Below are 15801 nucleotides of genomic sequence, written 5' to 3'. Positions count from 1 at the left end.
TTTAAGTCACGGATTCAGGGTTTATTTAACACCGGAAAATCGTCCCAAGCCAATGCCAATCCGGCGCCCAGCATTAATTCATACGCACGCGTGGGCAAGAAATAATAGGCGGCACTGGCTTTATTCACAGCGGCCCAATCGGCAATGCCAAATGCGACAAAAAAACCTAATATAAATAATACCCAGGTTGTGGTGCGCGAGAAAAACCGGCTCATAGCCAGTAAAAAAACCGGCCACACAAAGTAAAACTGCTCTTCGACAGACAAAGACCAAGTGTGCAGCAAAGGTAACTCATCGACGTTTTTAGAGAAATAACTACCGGTATTTAACCAAAAATACACATTACTCAACGATAGCAATGCATATCTCAAACTATTACCGTAAGCAATTAAGTCACCAGGCACCAAGTAGTAGAAACAAAACACGCTTGTGACTACTAGAACGAACAAGAGAGCAGGTAATAAACGCCGGATGCGCCGGAGATAAAATTTTTTGAAACTAAATTCACCGGATCGAATTTCCCTATCCAATATCAACGTAATCAAAAAACCGGATAAGACAAAAAAAACATCGACCCCTATAAAACCACCTTTTATCGTTGTAAACCCGGCATGGTAAAAAACAACCAGCAACACAGCAACTGCTCGTAGCCCATCTATATCGGAACGATAAACAAAACTTTTTGACATTTATAAAAATTATTTTATTGGAATTATTAGAAAATAAACCGCTTAAAACCTTAGGATCTAAATAATCACGGCAACCATGTTATTTTTTCAATATATCAGCGATTGTTTTTCTCCACCCGCTTCAACAAACCAAATAAATCGCTGTTGGTGGACAACACAATGGTGGCGTCGCCGTCTATCACTTTGCGATAGGTTTCCATGCTCTTCAAGAACTTATAAAACTCGGCGGACTCGGGTTTTTGCCCATAGGCCTTGGCGTAAATTTCGGTGGCCTTGGCATCCGCTTCGCCTTGAATTTCTTGCACACGTTTGTAGGCGGTGGATTCGATTTCGTTGAGATCCCGGTCCCGATTACCGTTAATCCTGGCCGCTTCGCCCTCGCCTTCCGAGCGAAAACGCTGGGCAATTTGCAAGCGTTCGCTGATCATCCGCTGATGGATGCGTTCCAACACTTGATGGTTGTAGTTGATACGTTTAAAGCGCACATCCAGCAATTCGATACCAAATTCGGCCAATTTCGGCGCTGCGGCATCGAACACATCTTTTTCGATGGCCGCCCGGCCCACCCGGATCGGCCGCAATACGCCTATCGTGCCCTCGCCCGTTAACGGCCCCAAACTCTCGTCTTGCAAGGGTTTACGATCCTTATCCGAACGCACCACTTCAATCAATTCGTGACGAGCGATTGCTGTGCGGGTTTCGCTACCCAAAATATCTTCCAAGCGCGATTGCGCGCTGCGTTCGTCGCGCAAGCGCAAGTAATATTGCATCGGCTGGGTGATGCGCCAGCGCGCAAAAGTATCGACCTGTACGTAAGTCTTGTCCTTGGTGGACATCTCCACCATCGGCCCGTCCCAGGCCAGATAGCGCTTATCAAAGCTATTGATCTGCTGGGTAAATGGAATCTTGAAATGCAAACCGGGACTGGTAATCGGCTCGCCGACCGGTTTGCCGAATTGGGTGATGATGACTTGCTCGGTTTGATCGACGGTAAACACCGATTGCAGCAGCAAAAACGCCGAGACGACAAGTAACAACCAGGTTTTTATGGATAAACTCATTTCACCACTCCCGCAGTTTGCCCTGGAAACGGCAGCATCGGCAATATTTGCTGCACGGTATCGTCGACGATAATTTGCTGGCGGGCTTGCGGTAATACCTCGCCCATCGTTTCCAGATAAATCCGTGCACGCGTCACGTCCGGCGCTTTTAAGTATTGTTCCAACACCTGATTGAAAGCGGTCACATCCCCTTCCGCTTCGTTAATCCGCTTAAAGCGATAGCCCTCCGCCGCGCGAATTTTCTGGTCCGCTTCGCCACGCGCTCGCGGCACTGCTTTGTTGTACTCGCCATTCGCCAAGTTGATGACATTCTCTCGGTCTTGTTGAGCACGATTCACTTCATTAAACGAGGACTGTACCGGTTCCGGCGGATTGACGTTTTTCAGTTGTACTTGATTGATCGACACCCCCAACTGGTAGCGCTCCGCGAGTAAACGGGCGCGCGCCAAAACGGTGTCCTCAATCTCCTGCCGACCGATGGTAATAATTTCATCAACGGTGCGATCACCCACCACTTCTCGCATCACCGCCTCGGAAATATCCCGCAAGGTCACCCCAGGATCGCGGACCACAAATAGATATTTTTCCGGATCGGTGATCCGGTATTGCACGATCCACTCCACCAGCGCCGAGTTCAGATCGCCGGTCACCATGGTTTTTTCCAACGCCGGCTCGTCGCCGGTTTGATCCGGGTTGGTAAAGCCTGCGGTGGCAAAGCCAAACTCCAGCTTCTGCTGACGCTGAGTCGGCACGGTAACCACGCTGTCCACCCCAAACGGCAGTTTAAAATGCAAACCGGACGGGACTTTTTCGATGTACTCGCCAAAGCGCAATACAATGCCTTCAGACTCGGCGGGGATGGTGTAAAACGACATGGTCGCGCCGACCAGCACGGTGACGACAATCAGTATCGCCAATGGCGAAATCGGCAGCGAATCGGGCAGGTTTTTAAAAATAGGATTGACGTCGTTCAAGGACTGGCTCCGGTTAAGTCGGCGAAAAATCAAGGTGACTGGAATTACAAATCACAAGCGCCGCATTCGTTAAGCAAGCATGCACGCAGTGGACTGTTTCGTCAATTTGTCCGCTTTAGCTCGGCCGCAAGCCCAGAAATATCGTTCAAGACGCATTAGTCGAATCGATGAGGCTTTGCCGCAAAAACAGCTCAAATTGTTCGCTGGGCATCGGCTTACCGAATAAATAGCCTTGAATCTCCTGGCAGCCCTGTTCGCGCAGAAACTCGCGCTGTTCGACCGTTTCCACACCTTCGGCTATGGTCCGCAAACCCAGGCTGCCGGCCAGGCTGATCACCGCACTGACGATGGCTTTATCTTCCGAATCGGTACTGATATCACGGACAAAAGATTGGTCGATCTTCAACTTGTATACTTTAAATTTCTTCAGATAACTTAACGACGAATAACCGGTACCGAAGTCGTCGATAGACATGCGTACCCCGCGTTGATGCAGGTTATTCATCACCGCCACCGCCGCTTCGGGGTTTTGCATCGACACCCCTTCGGTCAATTCCAGTTCCAAATACTCGGGCGGCAAGCCTTCTTCTTCCAGTATCCGCGACACCAACTCCGGCAAGGCCGGATGACTAAATTGAGCCGCAGATAGATTAACTGCCATGATTAAAGGCCCCAGCCCCTGCTCCAGACAGGCTTTTGCTTGCCGCACCGCAGTTTGCAACACCCATTCGCCTATCGGCAGGATCAGCCCGCTGTCTTCCGCCACCGGAATGAATTCGGCCGGCGAAACCATGCCAAACTCCGGATGCCGCCAGCGTAACAAAGCTTCCGCACCGACCACCCGTCCGCTATGAATATCCGCCTGCGGTTGATAATAAACATGCAGTTGTTGGCGATCCAAGGCATGGCATAAGGAATTGACAAGTTGCAGATTGCGCTGGGCGCGGGCTTGCATTTCCGGCGTAAAAAAGCGGTAACCGTGCCGGCCATCCGTTTTGACGCGGTACATCGCGACATCCGCACTTTTGGACAGGCTTTCCAAATCCTCGCCGTCATCCGGATACAAGGCTATGCCAATCGATGCGCTCATCGTCAAATCGAACTCATCAATCCGGTAAGGTTCAGCTATCGCATCAAGCAGTTTCTGCGCGACATTCGCTGCCCCATCGGCATCGGTGCCCGGTAACAGGAAAATGAATTCGTCGCCGCCCAAACGCGTCACGGTATCTTCTTCGCGCAGCACTGCACAAAGCCGATTGGCTAATTCCACCAACAACGCGTCGCCGACGCTATGCCCCAAGGTATCGTTAACATTTTTGAAATGATCGAGATCAAGAAACATTAGTGCTAAGTGGCCATTACTCCGTTTGGCCAAACTCAATGCATACTTCAAGTGATCGTCCAATTGACTGCGATTCGGCAAGCCGGTGAGCGAATCGTAATTGGCCAAATAATAAATGTGCTCCTCTGCCTGCTTGCGTTCGATAGCCAGGGCTACGAAATGCGCCACCATTTCCAGTAAGCGCAATTCATGTTTGTTAGGAACAGCGGGATGGCGATGATAGATTGCAAACGTGCCCAGTACTTTTTTGCCGGCAGAGAGTACGGGTTCCGACCAGCATGCCGCCAAGCCCGCTCGTTCCGCCAGCGGCAGAAAAGGCTGCCAATATGGATGCTCGGCAAGATTTTCAGCGATTGTTCTTTGCCCGGTGTATGCGGTATTGCCGCACGATCCAAGCCCCGTGCCTATTTTTAGACCATCGATCGCCTGATTGTAAAAATCCGGGAGACTAGGCGCGGCGCCTATCCGCAAACGCTGCTCCTCATCAACGAGTAAAATAGAACAAAGACTGCCTACCAGCAGGGTTTCAAGTTCGGTAACCACATCCTGCAAAATATCCATCAGTTGCACGTTACCGTTGAGTCGTTCAAGCATAAACACCCGCAAACTTTCCATCTGCTGAGCTTGCCGGCGTTCGGCCTCACGCTCGAAGCCGCCGATGGCATGATCGATGTCCATGGCCATTTCCAACAACAGATTGCGCGCGGCATCGTCAAACACATTTATTTCATCGCCGTACAACATAAACGCGCCGGCGGGCTTGCCATTTCGATGCAAGGGTAAGGCAGCTGAAGCCTGCCAATTGAATTTCGCACCGCGCGCATGCCAGGCTATGGTAGACGAGTCGTGTTGAAAATCAGGGCACCAGTATGGCCGGTCTTCCCTCACCGCTGTCCCGGTTGGTCCGCGTCCGGCCGGAAGATTTTCGTCTATCGATATGTCAATCCCATCCAGGTAATCAATGCCGCTGCCGTAACAGGCAACCGGCTTAATCGATTGACTGGTTTCGTCCAGCATACCGATCCAGGCCATTTTCATGCCACCAAAGACCACCGCATCGCGGCAGATTTGCGGGAACAATTCGGCTTCGCTGGTACAGCGAACGATGGCTTGATTACATTGACTTAACGCGGCATACAATTGTGTCAGTCGCAGATTTTTTGCCTCGGCACTGCGGCGAGCGGCTTCAACAGTTGCCAAACTTGACTGCGTTTCCGCCAGCCAGCCCAACACGCTATTGCGCATGCCCTCGCCAACCGAAATATTTTCGGAGAAATCGCCGCTACCCAAACGGACTATCTGCTCGTGCAATTCATCGACCGAAGCGCCCAATATCGCATGTAAGGTCCGATACGCCCGCCAAAGCATTAGTACCAGCATGACCCCGAACAGCACGAACACCAACCGTAACCAAAAGGCAATACGCGCTCTGACAATGACGCTCTGTTGAGTGCGCCTGTCCATCAAGTCGAAGGCTGCGATGATGGACTGCATGACTTTCGCTTTGGCCTGATGGTAAGCTGCATTGTGCAGCATTAGATTGGCCTGATGCCGGATCGCATCGGTTATTAGCTGATTCGCATCAATCATGTTCATCGCCGCGCGCTCTATTTGAATGAGCGCAGCGGAATCGGCGATGGCTTCGGCCATTTTCGCCATTTCCTGCTCGGAAAACCCGGCTTGCCGCATCAACTCCAGCAAGGCAACCGCTTGACCGCTGGATGGCGGCGCAGCATGACCATTGGCAATCGCCAAGTCCCAATACATAGCGTGATAATTTTCGGGCCTCGGCAATTTGCCGTCGCGAATGTCGATAATGTCTTGAAAATAGTGTTTGAAGATGGGATCACCGGTGGCGACATAACTGCGCGCCACATGGGAGAGATCGTTGGAAGATTGCCGAAACTCGTCGGCCAGTAAATGTGACTCTAAGCGGATTTCGTTGGCGTGATCAATTTGCTTCTCCGCGCGCACGTAAATCACGAATGCGATTGCGAAAATCACAAACATGGCCAGGTTCAGCCACAAAATTCGAGAAAACCGGGAAAAGTAATACGGACGCGTCATTTTGCTTATTCCGTTATTCGACTCCAAAATAGACACTAACCTGTAAAAAAACTTAGATGCGACCGGCCAAAAACCACGAACAAGATAAGTGAAATTTTACGTGAACCATACCACTAAAGTTTTCCGGCCTTCGGTCCGGACATCCAACCCCTTGGAATTATCTGTTCAAAACAAATGTCGGGTAAACCCAACCAAATCAGCGTGAATGTCTGTATCACTATTGTGTAACCGGCTTTTTGCGGAATACTGCGACGCTAATAAATACAAAAACATTCGACACTTCATCATCGCATACCGCTTAAGGGAGATCATGTATGCCAAAATTCACTCTTACGTTCAGACTCTTGGTTTTCATGCTGTTCGCCTTGCTGACGTTTTCGCAGACAGCAAATACGGCCCCTTTACAACTCGGTCAATCGGCACCGTTATTTCAATTGCAAGCGCACGATGGCGACCCGATAAGTTTAGCCGCTCGGCGCGGGAAAGGTTGGACGGTATTATATTTTTATCCCAAAGCCGGTACACCCGGCTGCACCACGCAAGCTTGCGCTTTTCGCGACGCCATCAAACTGATCCGTGATCAAAATGCCGAGGTTTACGGGATTAGCACCGATGACGTCAAGGATCTGTTGGCGTTTCACCAGCAACATAAACTCACATTCTCGCTGTTGTCCGATCAGGATGCCAAGGTCAGCGAAGCCTACGGCGTAAAAATGCCGGTCTTGAACATGGCCAAACGCTGGACCTTTATAGTCGATCCCAATTTAACCATACGCCGTATCGATGACGATGTAGACCCTGCATTGGATGCCAAACGCGTGGCGGAAATGCTGAAGCAGTTACAGGCGGGATCAGCTCAGTAATAATTCTAGATTCCCGCTTTTGCGGGAATCACGGCCACAGGTGATTTAAGGGCTGGGTTAACAACAGACCGGTCACAACCAGCCGGCCCGCTTCAAACGCAAATACAAGGCCAAGCTGCACAGCGCCACGCTGCCAACGACTAAGGGATAGCTGTACACCCAATCCAGCTCCGGCATATGCCGAAAGTTCATACCGTACAAACTGAATACCATGGTCGGTATCGCCAAAATCGCCCCCCAGCCGGCCAAGCGTTTGACTACTTCATTTTGGCGCACGGTTTCGAAGGTCAAATGCACTTGCATCGCCGCCAGCAGCATCTCGCGCATGCCGTGGATAGCCTGATCGACGCGTTTGATATGATCGGCAATGTCGCGGAAATACACTCTGACATCCTTGTGTATCAGGCTGCCATGAAAGCGCATCAATTCGTTGCAAATGTCTATCACCGGATTGATAGCGCCTTCCAACAGCAATAACTCGCGTTTTAATTCGTATAGGTCTTCCATGGTTTGCCGGCTGGGCCGATATTGAAATATCGCCGATTCCAACACATCGAAGCGGTCTTGCAATCCGGCAATCGCCACCATGTAATTATCGACGATAAAATCCATAATCGAGTACAAGGCAAAGCCCGGTCCCTTACTCAGTTGGTGCGGCATGGCCTGACAGCGCTCCCGCACCTTGCTCAGACTCTGCGATGCACCATGGCGTACGGTGACCACAAAACGCGGCCCCATAAAAATATGGGTCTCGCCGAATTCCACTTTTTTCTCGATCAATTCCGCCGTATGCAGTACGATAAACAGCGAATCGCCGTATTCCTCGATCTTCGGCCGTTGGTGCGCGGCGCAGGCATCTTCAATGGCTAGCTCATGTAAGCCGAATTCCAGCTGAATTTTTCTCAAAATCTCGGTGTTAGCCTCGCGCAAGCCCAGCCAAATAAAGGTATCGTCTTTGAGTAAAACTTCGCTAATGTCTTCTATGGTGACGTCGCCAATGCCCACGCCTTTATGGTAGGCCACGCAGCGCATTACCATGTTTTTATCAATTGTTTCAGTCAAAAATATCTCCGTCTTGCTGGTTGGCGACCGGTTAAATCAAGTGGGCGGATTATAGCCCGCAACTCGACTACATCGCTCAATCGCGCATGGGCAGAGAACCCCATCATCCGTAATTTCCGGAAAAATTAAGCCTTCGCCGAGTCCATTCAATAGGTTTACACTGCAAACCCCGGCTTTTTGTTCTTCCGCAATCATGAAAATCCATCATCTCACCCCCGCCGAAGCCCTCGACAGTTTAGGCTCCAGCATGGACGGCCTGGCCGATGCCGCTATTGAAGGCCGCCTGCATGAGTTTGGTTTTAACCGTATCGAAGAAAATAAAAAGACCTCCGCACTACTGGCGTTTGTCCAGGAATTCCTGCACTTTTTTGCCTTGATTTTATGGCTGGCGGCAGGACTGGCGTTTTTTGCCGAATCTCAGCAACCCGGCGAAGGTATGGCGACCTTGGGTTATGCCGTGCTCGGTGTGATTGCAATCAATGGCTGTTTCTCGTTCTGGCAGCGGCATCAGGCCGAACAGGCAATTGCGGCCTTGCAAAAGTTGCTGCCGCATCAAGTCAAAGTGATCCGCGACGGCGAGCTGAGTTTGGTGTTTGCCGACGAACTGGTGCCTGGCGATTTGCTGGTATTGCAGGAAGGCGATAACGTGCCGGCCGACTGCCGATTGCTGGAAGCCTTTAACCTACGTGTCAATAACGCCACCATCACCGGCGAATCGCTGCCCAAGGGCCGCGACGCACAAGCATCCGACATTGAGGACATCAGTCAAAGCCGAAATATTCTACTGGCCGGCACCTCGGTGGTGTCCGGCGAAGGCAAGGCGCTGGTGTTTGCTACCGGTATGCATACCGAGTTCGGCAAAATCGCCCACACTTTAAAAACCACCGTGAAAAACCAGTCGCCTTTGCAATTGCAAATCAGCCGGCTCAGCCGCTTCGTGGCTTTGCTGGCCCTGCTGTTGGGCGTGGTGTTTTTCGGTATCGGTCAAATCATCGGCCTGACGTTTTGGGAAAACTTTATGTTTGCCATCGGCATCATCGTCGCCAATGTGCCGGAAGGTCTGCTACCCACGGTCACGCTGTCCCTGGCGATGGCCACCCAGCGCATGGCCAAGCGCAATGCGCTGATCCGCAATCTGCCGTCGGTGGAAACCTTGGGTTCCACGACAGTGATTTGCACCGACAAGACCGGTACGCTGACGCAAAACCGTATGGCGGTTAAGCAACTGTTTCTTGACAACAATTACTGGCAACCCGAGCAATTGGGCAGCGATAGTCTGCAACATCACAGCGCTTTTCTGGCGAATGCGGCTTTATGTCATAACCTGAAACGGGTAGAAGGCAAGAATTTACTGGGTGACCCGATGGAAGTGGCACTGGTGTCCATGGCGTACGAGCAAGGTATGCGCGTCGATTACCCGAAAATCGGCGAAGTGCCTTTCGATACCGACCGCAAGCGCATGTCCACCATCCACAACACGCCATCAGGCAAGATGTTGTTTTGCAAAGGCGCGTTGGAGATGGTGCTACCGCTGTGCCAGCACATTTTGATTCGCGACAAGATAGAAACGCTAGACGACGCCGGCCGTCAACAGCTGTTGAATGCGCTAAAAACCATGGCCGACCAGGGTTTACGCGTGTTGGCGTTTGCTTATCGGCCCTTATCGGACTCAGTCGAAGGCCAGCCGGAACAAGCCTTGATTTTCAGCGGCCTAGTAGGTTTGGAAGACCCAGCCCGTCCGGAAGTGGCGGATGCCATCGCCCAATGTCATATCGCCGGTATTAAAGTGATCATGATCACCGGCGACCACCCGCATACCGCCGTGGCGATTGCCCGGCAGATCAAGCTGGTGCAATCGGACAATCCCAAGGTGATTACCGGCGACAGACTGAAAAAACTCACGCCCAGCCAGTTGCAGGTCGCATTGGATGCGCCGGAAATTATTTTCGCCAGGGTCGGCGCCGACCAGAAAATGCACATCGTCGATGCCTTGCAACGCAAGAAGCATGTGGTCGCGGTGACCGGCGACGGCGTCAACGATGCACCGGCCTTGAAAAAAGCCGACATCGGCATCGCCATGGGCATCGCCGGCACCGACGTGGCCAAGGAAGCGGCCGACATGATTTTGCTGGACGATAACTTCGCCAGCATCGTGGCCGCCATTGAGGAAGGCCGCGCGGTGTTCGACAACATCCGCAAATTCCTCACCTATATCCTCAGCTCCAATATTCCGGAACTGATTCCTTACCTGGCCTTTGTGTTGTTCAAAATTCCGCTGCCGCTGACCATCATCCAGATTCTGGCGGTGGATTTGGGCACCGACATGCTGCCCGCTTTAGGCCTGGGCGTGGAAAAGCCGGACGCATCAGCGATGAACAAACCGCCGCGCTCCTACAAGGAAACCCTTATCGACTGGCGCTTGCTAGCCAGGGCTTACGGCTTTCTCGGGCTACTGGAAGCCGTTGCGGCGATGGCTGCATTCTTCTTCGTGTTGCATCGCGGCGGCTGGGACTATGGCGATATATTGTCCCGCCATAACCCGCTCTACCTGCAAGCCACTACCGCCTGCCTGACCGCCATCATCATGATGCAGATCCTCAATGTATTTATCTGCAAACAGCGGCAACGCGGCCTGTTAGCCACATCGTTCCTGGACAATAAACTAATCCTGTCCGGCATTGTTCTGGAAATTGCGTTGATTCTGACGATAGTCTACACGCCCTGGGGCAACGAGCTGTTCGGCACCGCGCCGATAGACACCGCTGTTTGGCTGTTTACCTTGCCGTTTGCGCTAGGCATGCTGCTGCTGGAAGAATTTAGAAAATGGCTGGTGCGGCGCTTTGCGCTTTTCCCGATCCAGGTAAAACCGCTCAAGTTGCGGAAGCGATTGCTGAAAAAATGAATCGCAACTGAGAAATCTCACCCGCTAACCTACATCTCCTGGTCACCGCGAGCACAGGAGTTAGACTCCATAAACCCATGTTAGGTGCGACAGCGTACAGATAAAGCCGCAGGAGCCGGCTAAGATCCCGTCATAAGCGGCAAGCCTGCCTGCGGGCGCGCCTTCCCACCAAATCGAAAAAAGAAGACACATTCATGACTTACTGTACAGGCGTCATGCTCGACACCGGGATGGTCTTTGCTTCGGACTCGCGCACCAATGCCGGGGTCGACAACATCGCCAGCTTCTGCAAGATGACGGTATTTGAAAAGGCCGGCGACCGCGTTATCGTGCTATTAAGTTCCGGCAATCTGGCCGGCACGCAAGCTGTGATCAGCATTTTGAAACAAAGGAGCGCCAAGCCCGGCTCGGCGAATCTGTGGAATACAGAATCGATGTTCGACGCCGCGCTGCTGGTATCCGACGCGATGCGTGAGGTAGATAGGCGCGACAGTCCGCACCTGGCGGCCAGCAAAATCAGCTTCAACGCCTCCTTTATTTTGGGCGGCCAAATCGCCGGCGAAGCGCCGCGTCTGTTTCGGATTTATGCCGAGGGCACTTTCATCGAGGCCAGCATAGAAACACCCTATTTTCAGACCGGCGAAACCAAATACGGCAAACCTATCATAGATCGAGTAATTACCCGCTCGACCTCGCTGAATAATGCCGCCAAATGCGTGCTGGTCTCGTTCGACTCGACCATGTGCAGCAATTTATCGGTGGGCATGCCTATCGATCTGCTTTGCTATCAACGTGACAGTCTGGTTGTAAAGATGCGGCGGCGCTTTGCCGAAGGCGATGCCTATTTCGTCGAACTGGGCAAACAGTGGACCGAGGGCACCCGGCTAGTATTCGATCAATTATCCAATCTGGATTGGTGAGGCGCGCAGATGCGCCACGAACCGACGATTGCCGATGAACGCGGCGAATATGGTCTGGTGATTACTTGCGAACACGGCGGCAACCGAATTCCCGAACCGTATCAAGCATATTTTCACGGCTATCAGGCCTTGCTGGACTCGCATCGCGGTTTTGATCCCGGCGCTTTAGTCATGGCCAAAGCCTTGGCTAAGGCATTTTCCGCACCGCTTGTAACTGCCAGCGTCAGCCGTTTGCTGGTGGATCTGAATCGATCCCCAGGCCATCCAAATCTGCACTTTATCAGCATACAAAATGCCCCGACCCAAGTGCGTGAACAAATCGTGCGGCACTATTACCAGCCCTATCGGACGCAGGTGGATAGTCTGATCCGGCAATCGCTTGTCGAACATAGCCAAGTGATTCACCTTTCCTCTCACAGTTTTACGCCCGAGCTGGACGGTAAGCTGAGAAATGCCGATATCGGCTTACTTTATGATCCGGGACGAGCTGGCGAGGCGGCGTTCTGCGAATGCTGGAAAACAAGCCTAAAAGCGTATGCGCCCGAACTGCAAGTCCGCCGAAATTATCCCTATGCCGGTAAAGCCGATGGTCAAACTCGCTGGTTTCGTCAACAACTAACCGCCGATGCCTACCTGGGTATCGAACTGGAAATAAACCAAAAGCACCTGTTAGCGCCAAGCCAGCACTGGTCTGAGCTGCGCCGGAAGATCGTTATATCGCTTCAGCAAACCCTAGCACGTTATTTCGCCCACCCAGGAGTAATCCAATGAAAATCCGTATAGGCTACGAAATTGTTTACGACTGTCCGCAGCCGACCCCAATGCTACTGACCTTAGGCGTGCACTACACCCGCGTTTCCGACGTCATCATTCCGGACTACCTGATGACAGAGCCGAGCATTCCCATCAACGCTTATCGCGACACCTTCGGCAATTGGTGCAGTCGCATAGTCGCGCCTAAGGGCAGGCTCAGACTTTTCGCAGACGGCTTAGTCAGGGATAGCGGTGTGCCGGACCGGCTTATTTCTCAGGCGAAGCAGACGCCGGTGGAATATCTGCCCGACGAAACGCTGGTGTTTCTGTTAGGCAGTCGATATTGCGAAACGGATCGTATGACAGAGATAGCCTGGCAGTTGTTTGAGAATGCACCGACCGGCTGGGCACGGGTGCAGGCGATTTGCGACTATGTCAACCGGCATATCGAGTTTGGCTATCAGCATGCTCGCCGCACCAAAACCGCTTGGGAGGCTTATCAAGATCGGACAGGGGTGTGCCGGGATTTCGCCCATCTCGCCATCACCTTTTGCCGTTGCATGAACATCCCGGCACGCTATTGCACCGGCTATCTGGGCGACATGGGGATGCCGCCACCCTATGGCCCGATGGATTTTGCCGGCTGGTTTGAGGCGTATCTTGACGGCCAATGGTATACCTTCGACGCCCGCAACAATATCCCGCGTATTGGCCGGGTGCTGATCGCGCGCGGGCGTGATGCGGCCGACGTACCGATTAGCTGCACCTTCGGCCCGAATACGCTACAGAGCTTTATGGTCCGCACCGAAGAAGTAGCTGAATAGCGATGGCGATTCCTGAACAATCACAACCTGATATACCTAGTGCGCCCAGGCTTTATTCAGATGCCAGTTAACAGCGCCGATGCCGCTTTTTGATTATCTTGATATAGCTTGAGTGCATAGTTAGCTACCTGGTTTTGCACTTTACCCTTGTTCAAGTCGGCAGCCGTTTGCGCGTAGTCGGTATCTTGAAAACGGCTGCGCGTTTCGGCTAGATTCTGATAGCTGCTGTTCAGATTGGCTAGGTTCGAATTCAAGCCCGCTGCGGTGCTCGTCAAAGTACTCTGCTCATTCCCGACATTGTTAATCGCGCTGTCTATCGTATCCAGCGCATTGGCCGCATTCGTAGCGCTGGATACATCCAAGCCCGAAACACCCAAAGCGGCGCTGGATAAATTCCCCAGGCTTAAGCCGAGCGTATCGCTGGCATTGGGGCCGATTTGCAATTGGCCGGAGAAACTGCCGTCCAATAGTTTTTGATCGTTGAACTGGGTGTTGCCGACAATCCCATCGATGCTTTTGCCCAAGCCGTTGATCTCGTCCTGAATACTTTGCCGATCAGAGGTCGACAAAGAGCCATTACCGGCTTGCACCGTCAATTCGCGGATGCGTTGTAGATTGTCGGTCACCTGGGTCAAGGCACTACCGGCTGTTTCCGTGAGCGACAGACCGTTGCTGATATTGCCGATTGCTTGATTTTGTCCTCCCAAGCGACTGCTTATCGCATCGGCAATTGCCAACCCGGCCGGGTTGTCGGCAGCCGAATTGATCCGCTTTGCGGAACTAAGGCGCTGGATGCTGGTTTGGATCAGACTTTGGGATTTATCCAGGTTGGTGCTATTGATTGACGACAACATGATGTCACCTCGCTTACAATTTTTTGACTAACTCATACGGCTTATCTGCCCCGGAAGATAAACAGGCTAAGCAACGATGTCTATAGTGGTCCCCACGGCCTTATTGTCATCGGTAGCGGACGCTGTGCTAATACCCGTCACTAATTGCGAATAGGTAGACGGTCTTACCTCGGCGTTCTGAATGGTATTAGTTAACTGTGTGCCCGCTTCTTGAAAAGCGTTGGACAAATTCAATCTCAGGTGTGCGGCTTCGGAGTTGACCTGCGCTTTACTGGCTTGAGAATCGAGATCCTGAGCTTTGGCTGCGTATTGGTCGGCCTGCGCTTGCACGGCATCTGCCTGCTTTCGCAACGCTTGCGCCATTTGCTCGGCCTGATCTGCATTTCTCTTGGCCGTCAGCGCACTCAACTGTTGAAAGCCGGATTGATTAACACTGGAAACAGATAGGGAAGACATAGCAATCTAAACTCCCTTAATACGCCGCAGGCCTGCGGCAGGCTTCGGAATGAACATGCGGGTTCACCCCTATGTGGCACCGTATTACTCCCGGTTGGAGAAAATGTCAAACGCTATTTTTAAGTCCGGAACGCACGCCGCTCGGCAAGAAAACCTCAGTCCGATAACACCAACGATTGCCGACAATCTTCACCAACATTCGCTACCCCCATCCGCTGACAAGTCCGTCGAAACTCACTAAAATGCCGGAAATTTTCTACTTAGCCGCCGGTAAATCCGGGTAAGACTAATCCACCATAAACGCCCGCAATCCACATGAATCACGAAGTTGTTGCCGCCAGGGTAGAACATATCGCCATGGCGACAGGCATCATCGCCGGCCTATCCGCTGCCGCGGCAACCATCGCCACCCCGACCGGCCTCACGGCCTTTGGCGTCTGGCTGGGATTGGTTGACGAACCGCTAATCGTAACCGTGGCGCCCATCCTGGATAAATTAGCAACGATCTGCGGCACCATTTCCGGCATGACTTACTTCTATGCGGTCAGAAAAAAACGGCAAATGGTAAAGCAATCGGCGCCCAATAGTTCCGGGCCATCCGAGTAAATTGCCGAACAACCTGATGCCATTCGTAATCATTGCAGAAGCGGAATACATTTTGGAAACACCCAAACTCACCGCCGTACCAGTACCTACATTGAAAACCCAAATCGCCTCGCAAGCCACCCGTCAATTCGAAATCACCGGTGCCTTGGATTTATTGTTTCAGGGTTTTTGAGCGAAATTAGATGACCTTGACGCGGGAAGGCGTTCAAGCTGGGTTTCCGCTAACGCTCCTACCCAGCCTACGCAATATAATTTTGAGGACGATTTTGTCCCGTATGCCGCGCCGAGTACCGGAGCTTTTGATCGGACAAATCGGCAGGACTGCCGATTTGCATGCGCAGCACCCGAAGGGCGAGGTACATGGATGTACCGAGTGAGCAGCCCGCAGGGGTGCGGCATGGATGCCGCACGTTGCCGAAGGGGCAGGA

At 52.3% G+C, this 15801-nt stretch carries 14 protein-coding genes; 7 read left to right on the top strand and 7 right to left on the bottom strand.

Annotated elements, in window-relative coordinates:
- Window positions 1-14: 14 nt before the first annotated feature.
- From A1332_RS15415 to A1332_RS15400, 4 genes are all read right to left on the bottom strand, one after another.
- The gene (locus A1332_RS15415) at window positions 15-689 is read right to left on the bottom strand and encodes an acyltransferase family protein (protein WP_082879720.1); all 675 of its coding nucleotides are present in this window, start codon (window positions 687-689) and stop codon (window positions 15-17) included.
- 95 nt (window positions 690-784) lie between these two features.
- Entirely contained in the window at window positions 785-1750 is a 966-nt protein-coding gene (gene hflC, locus A1332_RS15410) for a protease modulator HflC (RefSeq protein WP_064009360.1), read from the bottom strand.
- Window positions 1747-2724 carry an FtsH protease activity modulator HflK gene (gene hflK, locus A1332_RS15405; RefSeq protein ID WP_064009359.1) on the bottom strand — a complete coding sequence of 326 codons (978 nt, stop codon included), beginning with the start codon at window positions 2722-2724 and terminating at the stop codon, window positions 1747-1749. Before hflK ends, hflC begins: the two co-directional genes overlap by 4 nt.
- Before the next feature lie 145 nt (window positions 2725-2869).
- On the bottom strand, window positions 2870-6133 hold the full coding sequence (locus A1332_RS15400; protein WP_064009358.1) for an EAL domain-containing protein: 3264 nt from the start codon (window positions 6131-6133) through the stop codon (window positions 2870-2872).
- 314 nt (window positions 6134-6447) lie between these two features.
- On the opposite strand from A1332_RS15400, the gene A1332_RS15395 reads away from it, so the two are divergent.
- Window positions 6448-6996 (top strand): peroxiredoxin, encoded by a 549-nt coding sequence (locus tag A1332_RS15395; RefSeq protein ID WP_064009357.1) that lies wholly within the window; start codon window positions 6448-6450, stop codon window positions 6994-6996.
- Window positions 6997-7068: 72 nt separating this feature from the next.
- On the opposite strand, the gene corA is transcribed toward A1332_RS15395, so the two are convergent.
- Window positions 7069-8058: a magnesium/cobalt transporter CorA gene (gene corA, locus A1332_RS15390; protein ID WP_197491474.1), complete on the bottom strand. Its 990-nt coding sequence runs from the start codon at window positions 8056-8058 to the stop codon at window positions 7069-7071.
- A 193-nt stretch (window positions 8059-8251) separates the two neighbouring features.
- Between corA and A1332_RS15385 the strand changes: the two genes are divergently transcribed.
- The 4 genes from A1332_RS15385 (at window position 8252) to A1332_RS15370 (ending at window position 13457) form a co-directional block, all read left to right on the top strand.
- The gene (locus A1332_RS15385; RefSeq protein WP_064009355.1) at window positions 8252-10960 is read left to right on the top strand and encodes a cation-translocating P-type ATPase; all 2709 of its coding nucleotides are present in this window, start codon (window positions 8252-8254) and stop codon (window positions 10958-10960) included.
- A gap of 194 nt (window positions 10961-11154) precedes the next feature.
- Entirely contained in the window at window positions 11155-11880 is a 726-nt protein-coding gene (locus A1332_RS15380; RefSeq protein WP_064009354.1) for a hypothetical protein, read from the top strand.
- A 9-nt stretch (window positions 11881-11889) separates the two neighbouring features.
- Window positions 11890-12651, top strand: a complete 762-nt coding sequence (locus A1332_RS15375; protein WP_064009353.1) for an N-formylglutamate amidohydrolase — start codon at window positions 11890-11892, stop codon at window positions 12649-12651.
- The gene (locus A1332_RS15370) at window positions 12648-13457 is read left to right on the top strand and encodes a transglutaminase-like domain-containing protein (protein ID WP_064009352.1); all 810 of its coding nucleotides are present in this window, start codon (window positions 12648-12650) and stop codon (window positions 13455-13457) included. The genes A1332_RS15375 and A1332_RS15370 overlap by 4 nt, the downstream gene beginning before the upstream one ends.
- A gap of 56 nt (window positions 13458-13513) precedes the next feature.
- Here A1332_RS15370 and A1332_RS15365 read toward each other — a convergent pair whose 3' ends face one another.
- Together A1332_RS15365 and A1332_RS15360 are read right to left on the bottom strand one after the other, a co-directional pair.
- Complete coding sequence (locus A1332_RS15365; RefSeq protein WP_064009351.1) at window positions 13514-14311, bottom strand: flagellin; 798 nt, start codon at window positions 14309-14311, stop codon at window positions 13514-13516.
- Window positions 14312-14377: 66 nt separating this feature from the next.
- A complete protein-coding gene (locus A1332_RS15360) occupies window positions 14378-14767 on the bottom strand; it encodes a hypothetical protein (protein ID WP_064009350.1) in 390 nt (129 codons plus the stop codon).
- A 315-nt stretch (window positions 14768-15082) separates the two neighbouring features.
- Here A1332_RS15360 and A1332_RS15355 point away from each other — a divergent pair, with 315 nt between their 5' ends.
- The gene (locus A1332_RS15355; RefSeq protein WP_082879719.1) at window positions 15083-15373 is read left to right on the top strand and encodes a hypothetical protein; all 291 of its coding nucleotides are present in this window, start codon (window positions 15083-15085) and stop codon (window positions 15371-15373) included.
- Between the two features lie 16 nt (window positions 15374-15389).
- Window positions 15390-15545 (top strand): CcdB family protein, encoded by a 156-nt coding sequence (locus A1332_RS24870; protein ID WP_082879718.1) that lies wholly within the window; start codon window positions 15390-15392, stop codon window positions 15543-15545.
- The last annotated feature ends 256 nt before the right edge of the window (window positions 15546-15801 follow it).

This window comes from Methylomonas methanica (assembly GCF_001644035.1).
GTDB lineage: Bacteria > Pseudomonadota > Gammaproteobacteria > Methylococcales > Methylomonadaceae > Methylomonas > Methylomonas methanica_A.
The sequence above is the reverse complement of the archived record's forward strand: the minus strand, read 5'-3'. Positions and strand labels throughout refer to the sequence as shown.